This is a genomic window from Moraxella bovis (genome assembly GCF_025985205.1).
GTDB classification, from domain to species: domain Bacteria; phylum Pseudomonadota; class Gammaproteobacteria; order Pseudomonadales; family Moraxellaceae; genus Moraxella; species Moraxella bovis.
In genome coordinates this window covers 915,366-936,802 of record NZ_CP087840.1, presented here as the reverse complement: position 1 = coordinate 936,802, position 21,437 = coordinate 915,366, and the positions used below count along the sequence as shown (strand labels likewise).

Annotated in this window: 19 protein-coding genes and 1 pseudogene; 6 read left to right on the top strand and 14 right to left on the bottom strand. The window is 44.2% G+C overall.

Going from position 1 to position 21,437, the window contains the following annotated elements; translation table 11 throughout:
- Nucleotides 1-492: 492 nt before the first annotated feature.
- The 7 genes from LP107_RS04695 to fumC form a co-directional block, all read right to left on the bottom strand.
- On the bottom strand, nucleotides 493-2,196 hold the full coding sequence (locus LP107_RS04695) for an amino acid ABC transporter ATP-binding/permease protein (protein WP_112742455.1): 1,704 nt from the start codon (nucleotides 2,194-2,196) through the stop codon (nucleotides 493-495).
- Nucleotides 2,189-4,009: a thiol reductant ABC exporter subunit CydD gene (cydD, locus tag LP107_RS04690; RefSeq protein WP_112742456.1), complete on the bottom strand. Its 1,821-nt coding sequence runs from the start codon at nucleotides 4,007-4,009 to the stop codon at nucleotides 2,189-2,191. Before cydD ends, LP107_RS04695 begins: the two co-directional genes overlap by 8 nt.
- A 104-nt stretch (nucleotides 4,010-4,113) precedes the next feature.
- The gene (locus LP107_RS04685) at nucleotides 4,114-4,602 is read right to left on the bottom strand and encodes a PP2C family protein-serine/threonine phosphatase (protein ID WP_078273139.1); all 489 of its coding nucleotides are present in this window, start codon (nucleotides 4,600-4,602) and stop codon (nucleotides 4,114-4,116) included.
- The gene (locus tag LP107_RS04680) at nucleotides 4,583-4,864 is read right to left on the bottom strand and encodes a hypothetical protein (protein WP_078273140.1); all 282 of its coding nucleotides are present in this window, start codon (nucleotides 4,862-4,864) and stop codon (nucleotides 4,583-4,585) included. The genes LP107_RS04685 and LP107_RS04680 overlap by 20 nt, the downstream gene beginning before the upstream one ends.
- Nucleotides 4,865-4,918: 54 nt before the next feature.
- On the bottom strand, nucleotides 4,919-6,844 hold the full coding sequence (locus LP107_RS04675; protein ID WP_264676338.1) for a DUF262 domain-containing protein: 1,926 nt from the start codon (nucleotides 6,842-6,844) through the stop codon (nucleotides 4,919-4,921).
- A 157-nt stretch (nucleotides 6,845-7,001) separates the two neighbouring features.
- On the bottom strand, nucleotides 7,002-8,336 hold the full coding sequence (locus LP107_RS04670; RefSeq protein ID WP_078273142.1) for a DUF262 domain-containing protein: 1,335 nt from the start codon (nucleotides 8,334-8,336) through the stop codon (nucleotides 7,002-7,004).
- 450 nt (nucleotides 8,337-8,786) lie between these two features.
- Nucleotides 8,787-10,178 (bottom strand): class II fumarate hydratase, encoded by a 1,392-nt coding sequence (gene fumC, locus LP107_RS04665; protein ID WP_078273143.1) that lies wholly within the window; start codon nucleotides 10,176-10,178, stop codon nucleotides 8,787-8,789.
- A gap of 119 nt (nucleotides 10,179-10,297) precedes the next feature.
- On the opposite strand from fumC, the gene LP107_RS04660 reads away from it, so the two are divergent.
- Nucleotides 10,298-10,861 carry a 5-formyltetrahydrofolate cyclo-ligase gene (locus LP107_RS04660; protein WP_078273144.1) on the top strand — a complete coding sequence of 188 codons (564 nt, stop codon included), beginning with the start codon at nucleotides 10,298-10,300 and terminating at the stop codon, nucleotides 10,859-10,861.
- Between the two features lie 112 nt (nucleotides 10,862-10,973).
- On the opposite strand, the gene LP107_RS04655 is transcribed toward LP107_RS04660, so the two are convergent.
- From LP107_RS04655 to ppk1, 7 genes and pseudogenes are all read right to left on the bottom strand, one after another.
- Entirely contained in the window at nucleotides 10,974-12,320 is a 1,347-nt protein-coding gene (locus LP107_RS04655; protein WP_078273145.1) for a Na+/H+ antiporter family protein, read from the bottom strand.
- 258 nt (nucleotides 12,321-12,578) lie between these two features.
- Nucleotides 12,579-12,905 carry a thiazole biosynthesis protein gene (thiI, locus tag LP107_RS04650; RefSeq protein ID WP_228157850.1) on the bottom strand — a complete coding sequence of 109 codons (327 nt, stop codon included), beginning with the start codon at nucleotides 12,903-12,905 and terminating at the stop codon, nucleotides 12,579-12,581.
- Nucleotides 12,906-12,947: 42 nt separating this feature from the next.
- A pseudogene (locus tag LP107_RS04645) lies at nucleotides 12,948-13,523 on the bottom strand (tRNA sulfurtransferase); the annotation flags it as partial.
- 117 nt (nucleotides 13,524-13,640) lie between these two features.
- The gene (locus tag LP107_RS04640) at nucleotides 13,641-14,033 is read right to left on the bottom strand and encodes a THUMP domain-containing protein (protein ID WP_420029517.1); all 393 of its coding nucleotides are present in this window, start codon (nucleotides 14,031-14,033) and stop codon (nucleotides 13,641-13,643) included.
- A gap of 86 nt (nucleotides 14,034-14,119) precedes the next feature.
- Entirely contained in the window at nucleotides 14,120-14,305 is a 186-nt protein-coding gene (locus tag LP107_RS04635) for a hypothetical protein (protein WP_158079587.1), read from the bottom strand.
- A 169-nt stretch (nucleotides 14,306-14,474) separates the two neighbouring features.
- Complete coding sequence (locus LP107_RS04630) at nucleotides 14,475-14,933, bottom strand: YchJ family protein (protein WP_078273147.1); 459 nt, start codon at nucleotides 14,931-14,933, stop codon at nucleotides 14,475-14,477.
- On the bottom strand, nucleotides 14,933-17,191 hold the full coding sequence (gene ppk1 / locus LP107_RS04625; RefSeq protein WP_410173922.1) for a polyphosphate kinase 1: 2,259 nt from the start codon (nucleotides 17,189-17,191) through the stop codon (nucleotides 14,933-14,935). The genes LP107_RS04630 and ppk1 overlap by 1 nt, the downstream gene beginning before the upstream one ends.
- 338 nt (nucleotides 17,192-17,529) lie before the next feature.
- On the opposite strand from ppk1, the gene rplM reads away from it, so the two are divergent.
- The 5 genes from rplM to LP107_RS04600 all read left to right on the top strand — a co-directional run bounded on the left by rplM (nucleotide 17,530) and on the right by LP107_RS04600 (nucleotide 21,350).
- Nucleotides 17,530-17,961, top strand: coding sequence for a 50S ribosomal protein L13 (gene rplM, locus LP107_RS04620; protein ID WP_078273148.1), 432 nt, complete (start codon nucleotides 17,530-17,532; stop codon nucleotides 17,959-17,961).
- A 10-nt stretch (nucleotides 17,962-17,971) separates the two neighbouring features.
- Nucleotides 17,972-18,358 carry a 30S ribosomal protein S9 gene (gene rpsI / locus LP107_RS04615; RefSeq protein ID WP_112742458.1) on the top strand — a complete coding sequence of 129 codons (387 nt, stop codon included), beginning with the start codon at nucleotides 17,972-17,974 and terminating at the stop codon, nucleotides 18,356-18,358.
- A 444-nt stretch (nucleotides 18,359-18,802) separates the two neighbouring features.
- Nucleotides 18,803-19,387: a ubiquinol-cytochrome c reductase iron-sulfur subunit gene (petA, locus tag LP107_RS04610; protein ID WP_078273149.1), complete on the top strand. Its 585-nt coding sequence runs from the start codon at nucleotides 18,803-18,805 to the stop codon at nucleotides 19,385-19,387.
- 23 nt (nucleotides 19,388-19,410) lie between these two features.
- Complete coding sequence (locus tag LP107_RS04605; protein ID WP_029102508.1) at nucleotides 19,411-20,631, top strand: cytochrome b; 1,221 nt, start codon at nucleotides 19,411-19,413, stop codon at nucleotides 20,629-20,631.
- Entirely contained in the window at nucleotides 20,631-21,350 is a 720-nt protein-coding gene (locus tag LP107_RS04600; RefSeq protein ID WP_078273150.1) for a cytochrome c1, read from the top strand. Before LP107_RS04605 ends, LP107_RS04600 begins: the two co-directional genes overlap by 1 nt.
- Nucleotides 21,351-21,437: the final 87 nt, after the last annotated feature.

The following is a 21,437-nucleotide window of genomic DNA, read 5'->3' as shown; positions in this document are numbered from 1 at the left end:
ACCAAAAAAAAATAAAACCCTGTCAATGGCAGGGTTTTATTTTTGTTGCTAAAATAGGGGCAATGTTTGTATCGTGAATTAACCGCAATCACATCAATTTTTCATTTTTTAATGATTATTTTTTAGGTTGCAGGGACGAAATTGCAATTTTCCCTCGGTAAATCAATCATTTATAAAAAGTCAAGAATGGAGTAGAGTTTTTTATTATGGCGGAGTACGTAATACGCACTTTACTGCCAATTGGTATATTTTGAAATTGAAGATTACACCCAAAAAACTTTAAAATTACCACAAACACAATAATGTTTAGGTGTAGGGGCGTGCTGTGCACGCTTATAAAAATTGGTATGTTATCAAAGGGCGTGCGGAGCTAGTCCCTACAAAGTCTGTGGTAAATATCAAGTTGGTTAGGTGTATATCAGACAATCAAAAAGGGCAAGATGACTTACCCTTTTTTGATGGTTAAATCCCATTTAAAACCACCCTGCTTAATCACCCCACACGCACCACATTCACATCGCCCATCTCGTCCCATATTTGGTGCGTAGCAATGGCAAGTACGCTAATCTCGCCTGCTTGTTGCATGTCCGTCAAGCTCTGCCATACCTGATGACGAGTGGTGCTATCTAGCCCTGCAAATGGCTCATCTAATAACAGCACTTTTTTGGGTGATAGAAGCAGACGAGCCAGTGCCACACGCCGACCTTGACCGCCTGATATCGCCATGCCGTACTCGCCAAGTGGCGTATCTAATCCTTTGGGCTGGTGCTTTGTCCAGTCGGACAGACCCACTTTATCAAGCACCGCCCACAGCTCATCATCAGTCGCTGACGGCTTACCCAGTCGTAGGTTGTCGGCAAGACTTTGGTCAAAGATGTCCACGTTTTGCCCCAAAAAGCCAAACGAGCGACCAAAATCCACGTTATCCATGTCTACATCACAAAGAGCTGATGTCCGCACCACCATCTCGCCACTCATGCGTGGCACTTCCCCTGCCAGCGTGGCAAGCAGTGTCGATTTGCCCGCCCCTGATGCCCCCATGATGAGCGTGGGCGTGGTTGGGGTGAGCGTGGCACAGATGCCGTCCACACTCATGATGGCAGACGGCATTTTTATGGATAAGTCTTTTAGGATAAGGGTTGGATTGTCATCTATCGGCTGTTTTTGGGGCGTGCTGTCTACACTCATCAGCTCATTGATACGTACTTTGGCATTGACACTTCTACCATATGCAAGCGGCTCACCCACCAGTGCCGAGATTATCTCCATCAGCCCAAACACCCCAAGCGTCAAGGCAAGCACCATGGCAGGATTTAGGGCGGTATGACTGTTTAGCGTTGCCACTACAAAGGGGGTAATGCCCTGCTCAAAAATCCGCCCTGCCGTCAGTAGCAGTAGCACCACCGCCAACGCAATGATAAGCTGAATGAGTGCTTGGGCGTTACGTCTGGCTCGCAGGGTCGCCATCGTCAGCTGATGATGTCGCTCATCATACTCACTAAGCTCACGCACGCTGTCCTGCCATCTGCCCCATGTGATGAGAGCGGTTAGGGCGGGCAAGGTGTTGATGAGTTTGCTTTTGCGTAGCACCACAAGCTCACTCTCACGCCGTGCCAGTTGCACACCTTTATATAAGGTCATGACCGCAATGATGAGTGCCAGCCCCATATGTAGCACAGCAATCCACGCTGTCGGCATCATCACAGACACTATAAGCGACAACACCGCCACCGCCACGACCGCCACCACAAAGGGCGACACCACTCGCAGTGGAAATTCGTCCAGCGTGTCAATGTCTTTGACCAGCCTTTGCATGGTCTCGCTACTACCGCCCTTTTGCAGTCGCACCGATAACGGCAGTCTCGCCCAATTCGAAAAGAACTTCACTCGCAAATCACGAAGTAGCCCAAACACCGCATGGTGCGACACCATCAAATCGCCATAACGGGCAAAGGTTCGCACGATGGCAAAGCCACGAATGATGGCAGACGGCATAAGATAATTAAAGGCGTGCGATCCCACCGCCAGCACCCCTGCCACGCCTGCCATCGTGATAAACCACCCTGAGAGCATGACCAGTCCCAGTACCGACAATACCGTCGCTATGCCTAACAGCCATGCGATGAGCCACAGAAGCTTTTGGCTAAGTAATAACTCTCTTAGGCGAAATGGGCGTCTGCTTGGTTGATTAGCCATGTTGCACCGCCTTTTGTTGTTTTTGCTCATACAATGCCGTCAAGTCATGAACGACATCAAAGTCCACCCCTGCCCCATCGTGCGTTACCCAAATCACGGTCTTGCCGACACTCACACGAGATAATAACGCCTTAATTTTCTCTGCCGTCTCGCTGTCTAAATGCTCGGTCGGCTCATCAAGTAGCCATACTTTGGCATTTTGCAATAATAACTGAGCAATTGCAAGCCGCCTGCCTTGACCGCCTGATAGTCCACCGCCACGCTCAGCAAGCACGGTATTGATGCCATCTGGTAACTGACTGATGATGTCCCACAGGGCGACATCGTTTAGCACCTGCACCAATTCATCATCGGTGGCGGACGGTTTGGCAAGGCGTAAATTATCCACGATAGAGATTGGCAATAATGGCGTGGTCTGCGACAGATAGCCAAGCTGTGTTCTTAGCATATTCATATCAAGCTCGTCATACCGCACCGCCCTGCCATCAGTGTGAATGACCACATCACCAGCAAAGTCGCCAAAGCCAAGTAGGATTTGTAATATCGTGGATTTACCCACGCCACTTGCCCCCATCAAGGCGGTGCATTTGCCTGCATCAAAGGTTAGACTGATGGGCGATAATCGCACTCGTCCATCATCGCCAAATGCCGTAATGTTATTAAGATGAAAAGCGGGCGGACTATCAAGACTTATCGCCACATCGCCCCCTGTTTTGGCTTTAAAATTTAGCATGGGAGCGATTGCCTTGGCACACGCCACCGCTTGCCCTTTGACATGATACTCTGCCCCCAATCGGCGTAGCGGAGCATAAAACTCTGGCACAAGCAGTAGGATAAATAACGCCGTGCCATAGCCTGTCAGTACCTGCCCCTTACCCCACGGTAAAATTCCCATCAAGCCAAAGCCTAAGTACACCGCCACCAATGCAATGGATAAGGCGGATAAGAATTCCAACACCGCACTGTTTAAAAAGGCGATTTTTAACACGTCCATCGTGCGTTTGCGGTAATCTTCTGAGCTGTTAGCGATGTCTGATACGGCAATGTCCACCGCCCCGAGTCGTGACAAGGTATTCACCCCACGAATCCAGTCTAAGAATCGCCCCCCAAGCTGTGCCAAGGCATCCATCTGCTCACGGCTTTTACGAGTGGTGGCGATACCGATAAATGCCATAAAAATCGGCACAAGCGGTGCGGTAAGCAGTAATACCAATGCTGAGGTTACACTATAAAACGCCACGCACCCCGCCAAAATCAAAGGCGTGGTAACGGCGGTCATCTTTTGGACGTGAAAGCGAGCATAACCAACCAAATGGTCAGGCTCATCGATGATTTTACTTGCCAATGCCCCGTCCGCCCCAAAATCACGCCTTGCCTGCCCAAGCTCACCCAATTTGACAAATAGGCGTTGTCTCACCGATTTGGCAACGGTTAGCCCTGCATGGCTTAGCAAAACATCACGCCCATAGCCGATGGCAATGCGTACCGCCAAACACCCAAACAGCAGTCCCAAATTAAAAAGCAAGCCACTACCTGTTACCCTATCAGGGAGCGGTACGCCCTGCACAAAGCTCGTCAGCCACCCATCAAAGAGCCACACAAGTACACACGCCTGCCCCACCAGCACAATGACACTGGTAATATCAAGCAAGTAAGCCATCATCATGGCTTTTTTTACTGGAAGGAAAACCGCCTTTAAAAAAGCATTTGCCATGATGTCTTCTTGGGAACGTCTGGGTTTTTTGCGTTTTGTAGTTGACGATGCTGATTGCTCTGCATGGTTCGATACGGTTGGGGTGATTGGCTCGGTCATGGTATTATTATTGTTAAGATTTAGCGTTACATTATCGCTAAATTCAATGATAATTTCAAGGTAAAAACAACACTCTGCAAGTCACACCATCAAGACCATCACACTCATGCCATGCATCGCACCACAATCACGCTGACGTTATCAAGTTGTGTCTTTGAACCAGCTTGTTTTAGCTGTTTGATGCTGTCATTTAACCATTCTTTTAGTGGCAGATCTTTTGTTATTGGCAAAAAATTACCTTTCAGCACATCAGAAAAGCCATCACTGCATAAGAGCAAACATTCGCCCGCCTGTAGATTGATGTTTTGATGGCTTACCATTGCCACAGCTGAGTCATCACCCAAGCCATCAACACAAAAATATCCTGTCAGCGCCCCATAACAGCTGGCATGATCGCTATCATCTGCCAAATCCTGTGCTTTTAGTTCATCAATAAAGCTATGATCCTTGGTCAGGCAATGCCAACCATTACGATATGAATACGCCCGACTGTCGCCCAAATGCTTAATCATCACGCTGTCATTATCAGTGTAGGCACACACCAGCGTACTACTACCACCATCAAAGCCCGCCTTATCCGCCAAATGTGTCATTTAGCCGATGTTGCAAACCGTCAAAATCCACCGCCCCTTGCTCATCATACATAGTCTGCACAAGTTGAAGCAGCGTGCGTGATGTGATGTCTGACTTGGGGCTGACTGCCACGCCATCCGCCACCGCCACACAAAAATCATCGCATTCGCCAAGCGCTGAGATAACACCCTTATGCTGATAAATCTTGGTATTGACAAGGACAGCGTCCTGTTGATATGGCATACCGCCACGCCAAGTTAGAGCTTGGATCTGGTAAGTCATGTTCTCCCCCAATAGCCTAAAAATGGGCTATTTTATAAGATGATAAATTATTATCTATGTAGAAATTTTCTCATTTAAAAGCTGAATCATTTTTTCACCGTGTTCTTGAATGGTGTTTTTATCCCACACCTTATAGGTAAACATCAGCAATTGCTTGATGCTGACAGACTGATGACGAGCAACATTGTCTTTATAGCCTGACTTTTTTTCATCGGGCATTCTGTTGCTTAATGATGAATTTTGGCTATGATTGATTAAGCACAGATTGCCAAAATTATTAAGAATTTTTCCATTCTCATCATCATTGTCTGATAATTTTTCACCATTGATTGGATTTTGCGGATAATAATGCTCCACCGAATTTCTGGAAGTGAATTTAAATTCTTTTAAGAATTTTGATAAATCTACGCCTGTTTTAAAATTTTCATCATTTCGCCAACACCATCTGCCTTGCTTACGCCACAAAATATAATCCAAACGATTAAATATAAAGTTCTCCACAGCCGTGCCTGTATTTAGGAAAGCACATCTTTTATCATCATGACTTAAATTTAAAACCAAAACTTCTTGATTGTAAATAATATCAAAATATTCTTTTGAAAAATCATTCTGATAAAAGCGATTAAAATAAAATTTATCACACAACTGTTCCAAAAACTTAATATGCTCATTGGCAGGCAGCTTAAACGCACAGCCATCCGCCTCGTGTTTTTCCAGTTTTTTTCGACTTTCATCATTTAGCCATTTTAAATAGGCAAATAGCCAATATTTATAGTTTCTGGCTGGAAATGAGTAATGAAACATGGTTTGTAGCATAATAATTTTAGAGTTTTCTTTATCAAAAGTATTTCTAAAATCATTTTTTTTATCTTTTTTGAGCCATTGATAAGTATAGATACACCAATCATCCTTGCTTTCATGCCCATCGTGTTTAATCACATAACGGTCAAATAATAAGCGGGTGTTTAATAAATGCACGCCAAATTTTTTGATTCTATCTTCATTGCCGTATAAGCCCGCTTCATCAAATTGTTTATTTAAATTACCTGCGTCTAAGCGATGTATATCAGCGTTAATGCAATGTTTATCTTTTAAGAATAAATACAACACCTGTGCTAAAAAGTTTGGAAAATCAATGATGGAAGTAAAACGCTCCCCATCACCTTTTTGATTGTCATCACTATTAAAAATTATTTTCTTTTTTTGTAAAATATTCTCTAAAGTAGGCATATTTTCAGTTGAAACCGTACCACTTGATTCTATACTCTCTTGATTCTCTTGCGATTTATCATCGGTTTTTTTAGAATAAACCGTTTTATATTTATCTCGCAACTTGTCAAACTCATCCAATTGATAAAAAGCAAAATATTCTCCTTCATCTATTTTTTTACCACTCTCATCTATTTTATCATTGGGGAAAAATAAAGCGTCTCGCAATTTAGGCTCAAAAGACGACACCGCATAACGACTCATGTCCGAACAAGCATTCCAAATGGCAGAAAAAACCGCTCTGTCATCAATATCTAACTTGCTCATCAATTTTGCCTTGATGACTTCATGCTGTTCTAACTGCTCGCCACGGTTATTCATGCGTTCAAAATATTGATTTAGGTCAGCATTGTCGGGCAGTTCTACTTGCATGATTTGAACATTTTTCCAAATGGCTTGCCAGTAATCATCTGCGTTTCCATCTTTTATATCAAATAGACTGTCTTTATTCTTAATCAGATAACTATAAACTTTGGCAATTTGACTATCGCTATTTAATTCGCTTTGTTGTTTGATGATATTAAGCTCATCGCTTGAATTTTGGCGATGTTCAAAAGACAGATTTGATTCAAAAGAATGATTAAGAACCGATAAAATCAAAAACAGCGTGGTTAATCTTTGTTGCCCATCAATGACTTCAAAATCATTATCTGCACGCTTTTTAACCGTCAAAGCCCCAAGATAATAATTGTTGCCATCATGATTTTTGATGTCGCTAATCAGCTGAACTACTTCTTCTATATCCCATGCAAATTACGCTGATAAATGGGAATGATATAGTGATTATCGCCATCAAAAAGTTTTTTGACGGATAAATATTCAATTGCATTGCTATCATTGTTAGATTGGTTGGTCATTGTATTCTCCATTAGTTGCTAGTAAACTCTTTTAAAAAGGGCATTAAATACCCATCAGCACTTTTAAAATCGTGATCAATGTTTGCTATTCTAAAATTTAATATCTCATCGGCTCTTTGGGTAAGGCAAATGGTATGATATAGGCTATTTAGCTCGGTTTGCTCATCATCTTTATAACCAAAATCTTTCATTGCATAATTTTCAATGGTGGCAAATGAAATCCTAGTTTGGCTCAATCTTAGACAGTATACCCATTGGGCAATTTTTCTAACCGCTTGCTCAAGCCCATAATCGCCAAATTTGTCATAATATGCCATGACCATAATGCGAAACAGCGTAAATAGATAAAAATCGCCTACTCGTCCAGTATTGGTTTGCAAGGTTTTAAATAAAGGTTTAGGTTCTTTCCTTTCATCATCTTTGGCTTGAATGGTCATGCAGATTTTTTCATTATTTACCTTGCCATTGTCGCCAAACAGCTCATCATACAGACAGCGATAATAAAAGATGTATTCAAAAAACCCATCGCCATCAATAAAGGTCATCGCCATATCATTGTACTGTGCTTGACCAAATGCACGATTTGGATAGTTTTTTTGTTCGTCTTTATTCAAGCCTTGAAAGGTATTGATGTTGTCTTTAATAAACTTTTCAGCGTGTTGAAATTTGCTCCAACGGCGATGACGATACAAAATATCATTCATAATCAATTTTAGCGATATTGGGTGCGTTACCGCATGCTCCCATTCTGCAACGGTTGTATTTATTTTTAGATTAGATTCGCCTTGCATATGCCTTAAATGATACGCCTTTAACAAATCATAAGCTTCCAAACTTTTGCCACGAGAGTTTTGCGAATCAAAATACTGAAAGGCTTCATCGATGTCGGTTAAAATAACAGTTGCAAAGGTACATTTGGCAAGGATAAAGTTCTTAAAACCATCACCAAGCCCCAAATCTGCCACATAGCTTTCTAGGTATTCATAATTTTGCTTGATATGCTCAACACTTTGGCTATGGTTAAATTTATTGTCAATAAAATTAGGTTCGCCAAATGGATTTTTATTGCCATTTAATACATACAACAATAAAAATAAACTGGTCAGTCGCTGTTGCCCGTCTACGATGTTATATTCATCTTTACCTTCATCTTTATGCAAAACAATCACGCCCAAACGGCATTCTTGGGTTTTATCCTTTATAAAATAGGAGTAAATATCATCAACAAGCTGTTTGATGTGCTTGGTTTGCCATTTATAGGGGCGTTGGTAATCGGGAATGGTCAGCTTACGGTCAAACATCTTATTGACGGTTTCGATTCCAACTTCTACATTTCTTTCGGTCATAATAACTCCTGGGATTGTATGGTTTTGGGGTTTGGCTATGCGGTACTCACTCGATAATAGGTATTATTGCACGTTACTACGATAACCCTATAAGGCTCTCCAGCCCCAAGTTTTTGCTGTTTTTTACTTATACATGCAGGACTTGACTACATCATCTCGCTCTAAAATTACACAAAAAACCGTTCGCCCTAAGCTATGTCTGTGGGTGAAGCGGTTTTTTGTTATGGGTAGGTATAGCTCACCACGGATGAAAAACCTTTGTTGTATTTTGAGCGGATTGACTATAAATATCTAGTAAATGTATTTCTCAGACACGCTCCGTCTTGCACAAAGTATCTTATTGAACAATGCCAATTATATTAAAGTTCAAATTTATTCTTGTCAAACAACAACTTTGCATAAAAAATAAGGGCAATCACTCGCCCTTATTTACATACCTTTGATTTTTGGTTACTTCGGTGCAACCATGTCTTCTGGTCGTACCCATTCATCAAATTCTTGCTCGGTTAGTAATCCAAGCTCCACCGCCACTTGTTTTAGGGTTTTATTTTCTTTATAAGCAGTTTTGGCAATTTTGGCAGCATTTTCATAGCCTACATGACGGTTTAGGGCAGTTACCAGCATGAGTGAATTGTGTAAAAAGTAATCAATCTTTTCGAGATTTGGTTCAATGCCTACCGCACAGTTATCGTTAAAGCTGTTGCAAGCGTCCGCAAGCAGGCGAATCGATTGGAGTAGATTATAACCGATGACAGGCATGAAGACATTAAGCTCAAAATTACCGCTCGCCCCTGCCATGTTTATCGTTACATCGTTACCCATGACCTGAGCGACTACCATGGTCATTGCCTCTGACTGGGTAGGATTTACTTTGCCTGGCATGATGGATGATCCTGGCTCATTCTCAGGAATGGTAATCTCACCCAGACCACATCGAGGACCACTAGATAACCAGCGGATGTCATTGGCGATTTTGTTTAAGCTACCTGCCAAGGTTTTTAATGCCCCAGACGCAAACACTTCGGCATCACGGCTTGCCAAGGCTTCAAATTTATTGGGAGCGGTGACAAAGGGTAAGTCCGTCAGCTCAGCGATTTTTTCGGCAGATTTGACGGCATAGTCAGGGTGGCTATTTAGTCCTGTACCCACAGCAGTACCACCAAGGGGCAACTGATACAAGCCTTGCAAAGCGTTGTCAATTCTTACCAGTGCCAAATCAAGCTGTGCCACATAACCGCTAAATTCTTGTCCTAGGGTAAGAGGTGTGGCATCTTGCAAATGGGTGCGTCCGATTTTGACGATACCTGCAAAATCGGCAGATTTTTTGGCAAGCGTATCACGCAACGCCTTAACGGCAGGGATAAGCGAGCGGTTAATCTCAACCGCTACTGCCACCCGAATGGCGGTGGGGAAGCTGTCGTTGGTGGATTGGGCGTGGTTGACATGGTCATTAGGGTGGATGGGCTTATAAGTGCCTTTTGGATTGCCTGCGATTTCATTGGCTCGGTTGGCGATGACTTCGTTCATGTTCATATTAGACTGAGTGCCAGAGCCTGTCTGCCACACGACAAGCGGAAATTGGTCGACAAGCCCGCCTGCAATCACTTCATCACATGCCTGCACAATCAAATCACGCTGACTACTCTCAATCCGTCCAAGCCCTGCATTGGTCAAAGCAGCAGCTTTTTTGACGGTTGCCATAGCGACAATGAGTGGTCGTGGCAAGGTCTCACCACCGATTTTAAAATTTTCACGGCTACGCTGAGTTTGAGCTCCAAAATAGGCATTGGCAGGAACTTGCACTTCGCCCATGGTGTCTTTTTCAATACGAAAGTCGGTCATAAATTTTCCTTGTTTGGTGGATAAAAACTGCTAAAATGATTAGATTACTATATCATTATTAACATAAATTTTCAATCATAAATCATTATCATTTTTAATAATACTTATTGGAAAAACTCATGCCAAACACCCTACTTCGTACTCGTATCCGTAAAGAGCGTAAAGCCTTGACCGCCAAACAGCGTGCCAATTTTGCATTTATGGCAAGTCTGCATCTACCCAAACTCTTGCCCCATTTACCCAAAAATGCCAAAATTGGGCCATATCTGGACGATTTTGGCGAATTGCCCACCGCACCGATTTTGGCATTTTGTCAAAAGCATGGTTTTACCCCGTTTTTACCGATTACCATTAAGAATAAGCCTTTACGCTTTGCCCCTGTTGTTTTGCCATTAGCCAAAACACCTCTAAAACGCCACCGACTTGGCATGCAAGAACCCTTTGTCAAATATGGCATAAGTGCTGATAAATTAGACATGATTATTTGCCCGCTTGTGGCGGTGGATAGACAGGGCAATCGGCTTGGCATGGGGGGCGGATTTTATGACCGTACCTTTGCTCACTTTCGTGGGGTTAAGGTAGGTTGGTGTTATCATTTTCAAGTGGTTGAAAATTTAACAGTAAATAAATGGGATAAGGAGGTGGATATGGTGATAACGGATAGGGGTGTGATAAGATGTTAAAAACCACCCCGTGACGGAGCGGTTTATACATAAATTTGTAAAGGTAAATTGCAATTTACCCAATGACAAAGCATTGATTTTTGGGTGTTGTATTCGCCCCCACAAGCCTAGATTATAAAACAAGCGAAGCCACCCACCCAAACACAATAAGCGGAATATTATAATGGATAAAGGTCGGTATCACGCTGTCCTTAATATGGTCGTGCTGTCCGTCCACATTTAGTCCCATGGTAGGGCCAAGCGTTGAATCAGAAGCAGGCGAACCTGCGTCCCCAAGCACGCCTGCGGTGGCAACGAGTGCCAAAGTCGCCATCGGACTAAACCCCATCGCCATACAAAGCGGCACATACATGGTTGCAATAATCGGCACGGTCGAAAATGACGAGCCAATCCCCATCGTAACCACAAGTCCCACCATGAGCATGGCAAGACTTGCCAGAGCCTTATTCGCCCCAAACAAATCCACCGCCGACTGCACCAGTGGCTCGATATGCCCTGTGGCGGTCATCACCTCAGCAAAGCCTTGGGCGGTAATCATGATAAAGCCAATCATCGCCATCATCTTAATGCCGTTATTAAAAACATCGTCTGCCTTACTCCAGCCGACCACGCCTGTCGCCATAAAAATGGCAAAACCTGACAACGAGCCAAGCACGAGCGAATCGGTTTTTAGTTGAATGACAAACGCCACAATGATAGCGATGAGCGTTACGATGATTTTAAAGCCCATTTTGGTATCATTGACCACAGGCACATCATCGCCTTTTACCGTTAGGGTTTTGGCATTGTCATATACTCTGGGTTTACGATAACTTACAAAAATCGCCACAAGCAACCCTGTCAGCATACCGAGTGCAGGAATTGCCATCGCTTTCATTACCGAAATGCCAGACGTATCAAGCCCTGATTTGGCAAGGTTTGCCATGATAATTTCGTTTAAAAATATGTCGCCAAACCCATAGGGGATAAACATATAAGTATTGACAAGCCCAAAGGTAATCAAGCAAGTAATAAGCCGTCTGTCTAATTTTAATTCATTAAACACCGTCAAAAGTGGCGGAATAAGTAGCAAAATAAAGGCAATGTGAATGGGGATAAGATTCTGGCTTAGGCAAGCAAACAGCACAATCACGCCAAACACCGCCCATTTGATACCGCCATTTTTGGCATTTTTGACCGCCAAGATGACTTTATCCGCCAACGCCTTTGGTACACCCGAATGAGCAATCGCCATGGCAAACGCCCCAAGCATGGCATACGACAAAGCAATGCCCGCCCCGCCTTTGATGCCGTTTTGAAAATGCGTCAGCACGCCTGTCGCCCCATTTTCTACGTCCGTCAAGGGCAGTCCTGCCAGCAAACCACCCACAACCGCCCCCACAATCAAACTTAGCACCACATGGACACGAGCAAGCGACAGCCCTACCATGATGATGACCGCTAACAGTACAGCGTTCATTTGCCACCTTCTATCATTAATCAAAAATCCGATTATACCCCATTTTTACAAAAATACACAAGATAAAAACGTTTTGGTATGATTTAAAAGGCGTTGTAGACCAATTGTACGACAGTCATCGACAAATCTACAACAAACCATTAAATGCAATTAATCAGGACAACCGTTATGCTCACAAACCCATTAATCAGCCATCTTAGTGCATGAACTTAATCATAGACCCAAAAAGCGTTTAAACTGGCAAACGCCTCATGAGGTTTATTTTGATAAAGTATTGAGGTTGGTTTGACAATTTAACACCTTAACATTTTGATGCCCCTTATCCTTTAAATACACCGCTTGCAAACCGCTCATCACGCCTTTTTTGCAGTACAAAAAATAATTTTTGGTTTTATCCAATTTGTCAAGTTCTGTGGCAAGTTTATAAAATGGAATACAAATATGCGGTATGCCAAGCGGGTCATCGTCCGTCTCATCTGTCGCCCGAATGTCAATTACCACGTCATCTTTGCCAATGGCGTGTGCCGTATCAATGGCATGGATGTCGCTCGCTTGGTCTTTGATGGTGCGAATGTCAATGGTCATGGCGGTGTCAATGGCATTTTGCAACACATTGAAATCAAACTCACTTTCGGTGGCGATGAGTTTATGCTCCACCGCCTTGACCGTGGGGCTTTTTGAGATAACTCCACAAAACTCAGGTATGGATTTGGCGATGTCTGCTGCGCCGATTTTTTCAGCCGTGGCGATGATGTTCGCCTTGTCTTTGGTGATGAGCGGGCGTAACACCAGCACATCGCCTGCCTTGTCTATCATGGCAAGGTTGGTGAGCGTTTGGCTTGCCACTTACCCCAAGGCTTCGCCCGTTACCACCGCTTCGATGCGGTTTTTTTGGGCAATCACGCTTGCCACACGCATCATCATTCGCTTTAAGACCACGCCCATTTGACCATCATCAATCTTAGTCAAAATCTCGCCCACCACAGGTTCAAAATCCACCGTAGTAAAGCGTACCTTATGCGATGAACTGTACCGCTCCCACAGCTCGTACGCCATTTGTTTGGTGCCAATCTCATGCGTGCGACCGCCCATGTTAAAGAACAAATAATGCACCCGACTGCCACGTCTGATAAACTCATAGCTTGCCACGCCCGAATCAAACTCACCCGAGATAAGCGACAACACGTCTTCTTGGGTGCTCATGGGAAATTCGTCCATGCCGTCATGGCGTACCTTGATAAAGAGCATTTTGTCGTGTTCAATCTCAATTTTGACGGTAATATCAGGGTTTTTAAGTTGCACCTTAGCACTGGCTATCGCCTAATTTAGCCCACCGCCCACATATTTGGCGATGTCCATGGACGTAAATGGGTGCGTGCCACGTCTTTTGACTCGCACGCAAAAGCTCTTGTTTTCAAGGCTTTCTCTTACCTTAGGCAAGGTCTGCTCAAAAATGTCATGCAAATCGGCAAAAGGCGATTCTTCGACTTCTAGAATATGATGAATGCCTGAGGTGCATTGCAATTTGTCAAGCAATATGGGGCGTGCCGACTCATTGCGATGACGCACTTTAATATAGTCCCAATGCTGAACCACAACTGCCGTCTCATCAAGGGGTTTTAGGACATTACGCAAATTTCCTGCCAAAATCTTGACAAAGCGTTTACGCACGGTGTCGCTTTTCATCATGATTTCAGGGTCGAGTTTAACAATATATTTTATAAAAATTCGGCAAAAGAAAAAGGCGTATTATACACCTTTTTGTTGGTTTAAAAAAACTTTCCATAACGCACCAAAAATCATGCAAACAATAAACGTATTACGGCATTTAGACGTTCTCGGTCTTTTTGATTGTGGGCGTGCTGTTTGATAAGCTCCAACACATCATTATCAAGTAAAGCGGTAATGTCGCTGTCATGATCCTGTTTTGCCTGTAAAAATCGGCTCATTTTGGGATTGGCGTGATTGCGTTTTGCGTGGCTCATGTCCCAATCTTTATAGGTTTCATAAATTTCATTTTTCATAATTTTTGATGCAATGTAATAAGTTCAATACTCTTGGCAAAATTTGTAGGGGCAAATGGCAATTTGCCCCATGATAAAGCTTTGATTTTTGGGCGAATATAATTCGCCCCTACACACTCCATTTTGGTAGTTAAAGCAAAAACCTCCCACAACACACCTTAAACTTCTCGCCACTACCACAAAGGCACAGCTGTTTGTTGGTCAGCATAACAGGCACGGTTGGGTCAAGAAAATACCACCGCTCGCCTATTTTGACAAAAGCGGACAATTCATCATGCACCTGCTCGCCATCGCCATTGTCAAAATAGGCCTTAAAATGCACTTGGACGTGGCGTTTGCCGACTTTGTTATGACTTATCACGTCAAGGCGTGTCCAGTTCATGCCGTCTGCCCATGCTTGCAAGGCGGATTTGTCAAGCCTATCTTGCTGGCTTGGAACGGTTGTGGCGATGATATAGTCCACGTTTTTTAGATAAAAAGAGCCAAACCTTGATTGCATAAGATGCTCGGCAGTAGGGGCAGGCGTGCCGTCATGATAAGGCTGACAGCACACTGCATAAGGGTTGCCCGAGCCACAATAACAACCCATCAGGCACGCTCGCAGATTTTTTCTAATAGGCACTGCTGAGCGTCGTGAATGTCCGTGCCGTCTTTATCATGATGGACTTGATTCCACTCGCCACGCCCATCAAGCTCCCACGCCTGCACGTTATCGCCAAGGTAGTTTATCAGCCCATCTTCATAAATGCGTTTAAAGAGCCTCTCATCCAAAATCGGAAACGCCACTTCCACACGGTGCAGCAGGTTTCTGTCCATCAAGTCAGCACTCGAACAGTAGAGCTTTTCATCGCCATCATTATAAAAATAATAGACACGGGTATGCTCCAAGAACCGTCCCACGATAGAGCGTACACGGATATGCTCGGACAAGTCCTTGACCTGTGGACGCAGACAGCAAATGGAACGGATAATCAGGTCAATCTCTACCCCTGCACGGCTTGCTTCATAGAGCTTGTTGATGATACCACGCTCGGTGATGGCGTTACATTTTAGGATGATACGCCCTTTTTTGCCGTTTTTGACATGATTAATCTCATCATCGATGAGGCGTATCAGTCCATCATGCAGGGTAAAAGGTGCGTGCATGATGTGATGGGATGGCAATGGCCTGCCCATGCCTGTGAGCTGTCCGAACACGCCTGCTACATCGGCACAAATCTCTTCGTGAGCGGTAAACAGCCCATAGTCGGTATAGGCTTTGGCGTTGCCAGCGTGATAGTTGCCCGTGCCTAGATGAGTATAACGGCGGATTTTGCCGTCTTCTCGACGCACGATGAGCATGAGCTTGGCGTGTGTCTTGTAACCAACCACGCCATATACCACAATGGCTCCGGCGTCGGTTAGCATATTGGCGACAGCGATGTTACTGGCTTCATCAAATCTGGCACGCAGTTCGATGACGGCGGTCACTTCTTTGCCATTACGAGCGGCAGCGGCTAGGGCTTGGACAATCTCTGAGTTGGTGCCAGAGCGATAAATGGTCTGTTTGATGGCAAGTACATCAGGGTCGTTCGCCGCCTGCCACAAGAGATTGACCACAGGTGTGAACGCATCAAAAGGATGGTGTACCAGCACGTCTTTGTTTTTCATGACATTAAACATAGACGTGTTGTCTTTGGCGACTTTGACCGTCTCCATACCCTTAAATGGCTTGGGGATGGCGTGCGTGAACGGGGTAAATTTTAACTCAGGCTTATCAAAACTTGTCAGCATGCGAGTCAGGTTCACAGGACCATTGACCCGATAAAGCTGCGACTCATCAAGCTCAAACTCTTTTAATAGTAGCTCATACAGCTCTTTGGGACAGTTGGTACTTACTTCTAGACGCACCTTATGCCCAAAACGGCGGTTATCCAGCTCACCTTCTAACGCCTTGGCTAGGTCTTCGACATCATCGGACACATCAAGGTCGGCATTACGAGTGAGTCTAAATTGATGACAACCGGTGACTTTCATGCCCAAAAACAGCTCGCCCACATGCTCATGAATCACCGCTGAGAGCATGATGTGGTGGTCTTTGCCCCCTGTCAGCTCATCGGGCAGGCGTATCACACGAGGTAGTGAGCGTGGGGCAGGCACGATGGCAAGCGACAAATCCCGCCCAAAGGCATCTTTACCTTCTAGACTGACGATAAAATTCAAGGACTTATTGACCACTCGGGGGAATGGATGTGCAGGGTCAATGCTAATAGGGGTCAAGACAGGCAACACTTGATTAAAAAAGTACTCCCGCATCCACGCCTTTTGGGCATCGGTCAGCTCATGGCGTTTAAGATAGCGGATGTCCGATTTGGCAAGCTCAGGCAAGATGTCTTCATTTAAGATGCGGTACTGCTCTTCGACCGCACGGTGTGCCACCTGACTAACCTCCGCCAGTAGCTCGGATGGTTTTCGCCCGTCCAGACTGCTTGACCTATCGCCATTTTTCATTTTTTGGATAAGCCCTGCCACCCGAATTTCAAAAAACTCATCCATATTTGATGAAAAAATGGTCAAAAAGAACATACGCTCCAACAGCGGATGGCGTGGATTGGTCGCCTGAGCCAACACTCGAAGCTGAAACCGTAGTGTGGACAAATCACGATTGATAAAGCAGTCAGGGGTAAAATTGCCCGATTCATCAACAATCTGTTCAATATAGTGCAAATCGGTCGGTGCAGGGGTCTGTCCGAGCACACTCTGCATGGCTTGGTTTTCAATACTAGGAGCGGTGTCGGCATTTTGGTGTGTGATGGCGTTGGGCTTGCTGATTTGCTTGGCGGTCTTTGGGGCGTGTGGTGCGGTCATGGTGTCTCCTTTGAACTTTTTAAAAATAAACTTTTTAAAATAATAAAACAACATCATCTATCTTATCATCATTTTATGAAAATTTGATAAAATTTTAAAGTCCCATTCTGCCATTTTTCCCCAATTTAAATGGCTTTTATCGTGGCGTATTTATCATTGTTTATTTTGGTTTGTTTTGTAAATTCATCTCAAATTTTCATTGCTTTTTTGTGTTTGATTGGTTATAATAACCGCTGTTTTTTGAGAGCCCTTCGTTTCCCAACTCACAAAGCAAGTAAAATCAAGCCTTTGGGCTTTTTTATTTGTTCAACTCTCAAACGTAACTAAATAGGTTTTATATGACTACTACTATTAGCGCCAAACCCGCTGAGGTTGTACATGACTGGTATGTCGTGGACGCAGAAGGCAAAACACTAGGTCGCCTAGCCTCTGAGATTGCTTCTCGTCTACGTGGCAAACATAAGCCATCGTACACCCCCCACGTTGATACTGGTGATTACATCATCGTCATCAATGCTGACAAAATCGCTGTTACTGGCAAAAAAGCTCAGGACAAAAAATACTATCGCCACACAGGCTATCCTGGCGGTATCAAAAAGACCAACTTTACCAAACTTCTTGCTCACAAGCCAGAAGACGTGCTACACAAAGCCGTTAAAGGCATGCTACCAAAAGGTCCTTTGGGCTATGCAATGATTAAAAAGCTAAAACTGTATGCAGGGAGTGAACACCCACATACCGCCCAAGCCCCAAAAGTACTAGACATCTAAGGAGATACACATGGAAAAGAATTACGGAACAGGTCGTCGTAAGACTTCTACCGCTCGTGTCTTCTTATCAAAAGGCACTGGTAACATCGTCATCAATGGCAAGAGCCTAGACGAATACTTTGGTCGTGAGACTTCTCGCATGGTTGTACGTCAGCCCCTAGAACTTCTAGAATGTGCTGACAAATATGACCTATACATCACCGTTACTGGTGGTGGTGCAAGCGGTCAAGCAGGTGCTATCCGTCACGGCATTACTCGTGCTTTGATTGAGTCAGACGAAACGCTAAAACCTGCCCTAAAAGCAGCTGGCTTTGTGACTCGTGACGCTCGTGAAGTTGAACGTAAGAAATTGGGTCTACGCAAAGCTCGTAAACGCCCACAATTCTCAAAACGTTAATTTTTGCATTTTCAAAAAACTCTCGAACTTCGAGAGTTTTTTTATATGCGTTATTCTTGATTAAAATAACTTAACTTGACATAGATTTTTCATTGTTAGATAAATTCACAATTGATAAAAAATCTTGTTATTAATGTATGACATAGATTCTTTGTTTTAATTAATAGTAACAAAAATTTACATAAAGTTGCAAATAAAGCTGAGTATTTTAGTGGGCATTGTATAATTTTTATACAATTTTAAACTTTTTTGTAAATTCATGACAATTTTTATGGATTTTTTTCACAACTTTGTAAAAGAACGATTTATTTTATTACAAAAATAGCTTAAAATAGTCATGTTTAGAAAAATAGGCACAGCAAATGTGGTTATGATAAAATTGTTTTATCATAACCACACACCCAGTATGGGATAACCCCCATTCATTTTCTGGAGGAAGTTTTAATGAGCCATGCCGAAGGCGTGAATGTTAAACGCCGTAGAGTCCTGATTGCGTCCACTGCTGCCGTTGGTGCGGTTGGTGTTGGTGCAATAGCCACCCCATTTGTGCGTTCTTGGTATCCAAGTGCCAAAGCGGAAGCTGCTGGTGCCGCCGTTGTTACCGATACCGCCAGCATCGAAAATGGGCAGATGATTACGTTAAAATACCGTGGCAAACCTATCTTTGTCGTCAAACGTACCGAAGAGATGCTTGCCAACCTAAGCAAGGTAGCTCCCAAGCTTGCCGACCCTGAGTCCAACGGGTCTGTACAACCTGACAACTGCAAAAACGAAACACGCTCCATTCAGCCTGAGATATTGGTTGTTGAGGGCGTGTGTACGCATTTAGGTTGTGCTCCCATGTTCCGACCCGAAGTTGGTGTGGCGGACTTAGGTGGTGCTGACTGGATGGGTGGTTTCTTCTGCCCCTGTCATGGTTCTATGTACGACTTAGCTGGTCGTGTTTATAGTAGCATGCCTGCACCTTTGAACCTACCTGTACCTATCTACAAGATTGAAGACACCATCTTGACCGTTGGGGAGGCATAATCATGAGTATTGCTAAGAAATTTATGGGTTGGGTCGATGCTCGCTTTCCCGCGACAGAGACCTATGAATACCATATGTCAAAATACTACGCACCAAAGAACTTTAACTTTTGGTATTTCTTTGGCGTGCTGTCCATGGTCGTACTTGTCAATCAGTTGGTGACAGGTATTTGGCTAACCATGATGTTTAACCCCAGTGCCGAAGGAGCATTTGCTTCACTTGAATACATCATGCGTGATGTCAAAGGCGGTTGGCTCATTCGCTACATGCACTCCACAGGGGCATCCGCTTTCTTCGTGGTTGTCTATCTACACATGTTTCGTGGTCTGATGTATGGTTCATACAAGAAGCCCCGTGAGCTTGTTTGGATCATCGGCATGGCAATTTATCTGTGTCTCATGGCAGAAGGTTTCTTTGGTTATCTACTGCCTTGGGGCAACATGTCGTTCTGGGGTGCTCAGGTTATTCTAAACCTACCTGCCGCCATTCCTTTTATCGGTGATGGTCTGGCTGAATGGGTCAAAGGCGACTACATCATCTCAGGCATTACCCTAAACCGTTTCTTTGCCCTGCATGTTGTGGCAATTCCTTTGGTATTGGTTGGTCTAGTTTTCATGCACTTGGTTGCTCTGCATCATGTTGGCTCTAATAACCCAGACGGTATCGAAATTAAGAAACTTAAAGATAAAAATGGCGTACCACTAGATGGCGTACCTTTCCATCCTTACTATACCGTGCATGACATGGTGGGTATCGTGGTGTTCTTTATGTGCTTCTTTGCCGTGGTATTCTTCGCCCCAGAAGGTGGTGGTTATTTCCTAGAAAAACCCAACTTTGAAGTTGCCAACGCCCTAAAAACACCTGCTCACATCGCTCCTGTTTGGTACTACATGCCATTTTATGCCATGCTTCGTGCCACGCCATCCATGTTCGGCTCTGCTCTACCAGGTGTGATTGTGATGTTTGGTGCGATTGCCATCTTGTTTGTCATGCCATGGCTTGACAAATCGCCTGTGAAATCTATCCGCTATAAAGGCATTTTATCTAAGATTGCCCTAGCTGTCTTTGTGGTTAGCTTCCTAATCTTAGGTTATCTTGGCGGGGTTTCTTCCACACCAACAGGTACGCTAGTTGCTCGTATTTGTACTATTTTATACTTCTTGTACTTCATTCTCATGCCGTTCTACACGTCTATGGAAACATGCAAGCAACCGCCAGAACGTGTTACAGGAGGAGGTCACTAATGAAAGCATTTACTCTAAAATCGCTTGGTGCTGGTCTCCTGCTTGCAGGTGGCATGATGGCAACATCTTCTGCCCTAGCGGCAGGCGGTCACGGCTGTGGTGAGTTCACCGAAGCCGATGGCACCAAAGTTACCCTAGAATGTAGCAAAGCCCCCATTGACCTAACCAATAAAGGCTCGCTACAACGCGGTGCTCAGACGTTTATGAACCACTGTGTGGGCTGTCACTCAGCCCAGTATGTGCGTCATTCACGCATTGCCAAGGACTTGGAAATCCCACCAGAGCTTATGGAAAAATACCTCATGGTAACCACCGACCAAATCGGTGACCATATTACTGCTAAGATTGACCTTGATACTCAGGCTCTATGGTTTGGTGCTGCACCGCCAGATTTATCGCTAGAAACTCGTCTGCGTGGCGATGACTGGGTGTATACTTACCTACTGTCATTCTACGAAGACCCGAGCCGTCCTTGGGGTTCTAACAACCTAGTGCTTGCCAATGCTGCCATGCCCCATGTGCTACACAACATGCAAAAAGAGCTTGGTAAAGAAGAGTATGAAGCTCGTGTGGGCGACCTAGTGAACTTCATGGCATGGATGGCAGAGCCTGTCCGTCATGAACGTAAAGTCTATGGTGCATTCGTACTATTGTTCTTACTTGTGCTACTTATTCCAGTATATCTACTTAACAAAGAATTCTGGAAAGACGTCAAATAAGCCAGCACCGACCAAAAAGACCGATACACATCGGTCTTTTTTATTGACAAAATTTACACACTTTTACCAAAATTTTTGTTACACTTA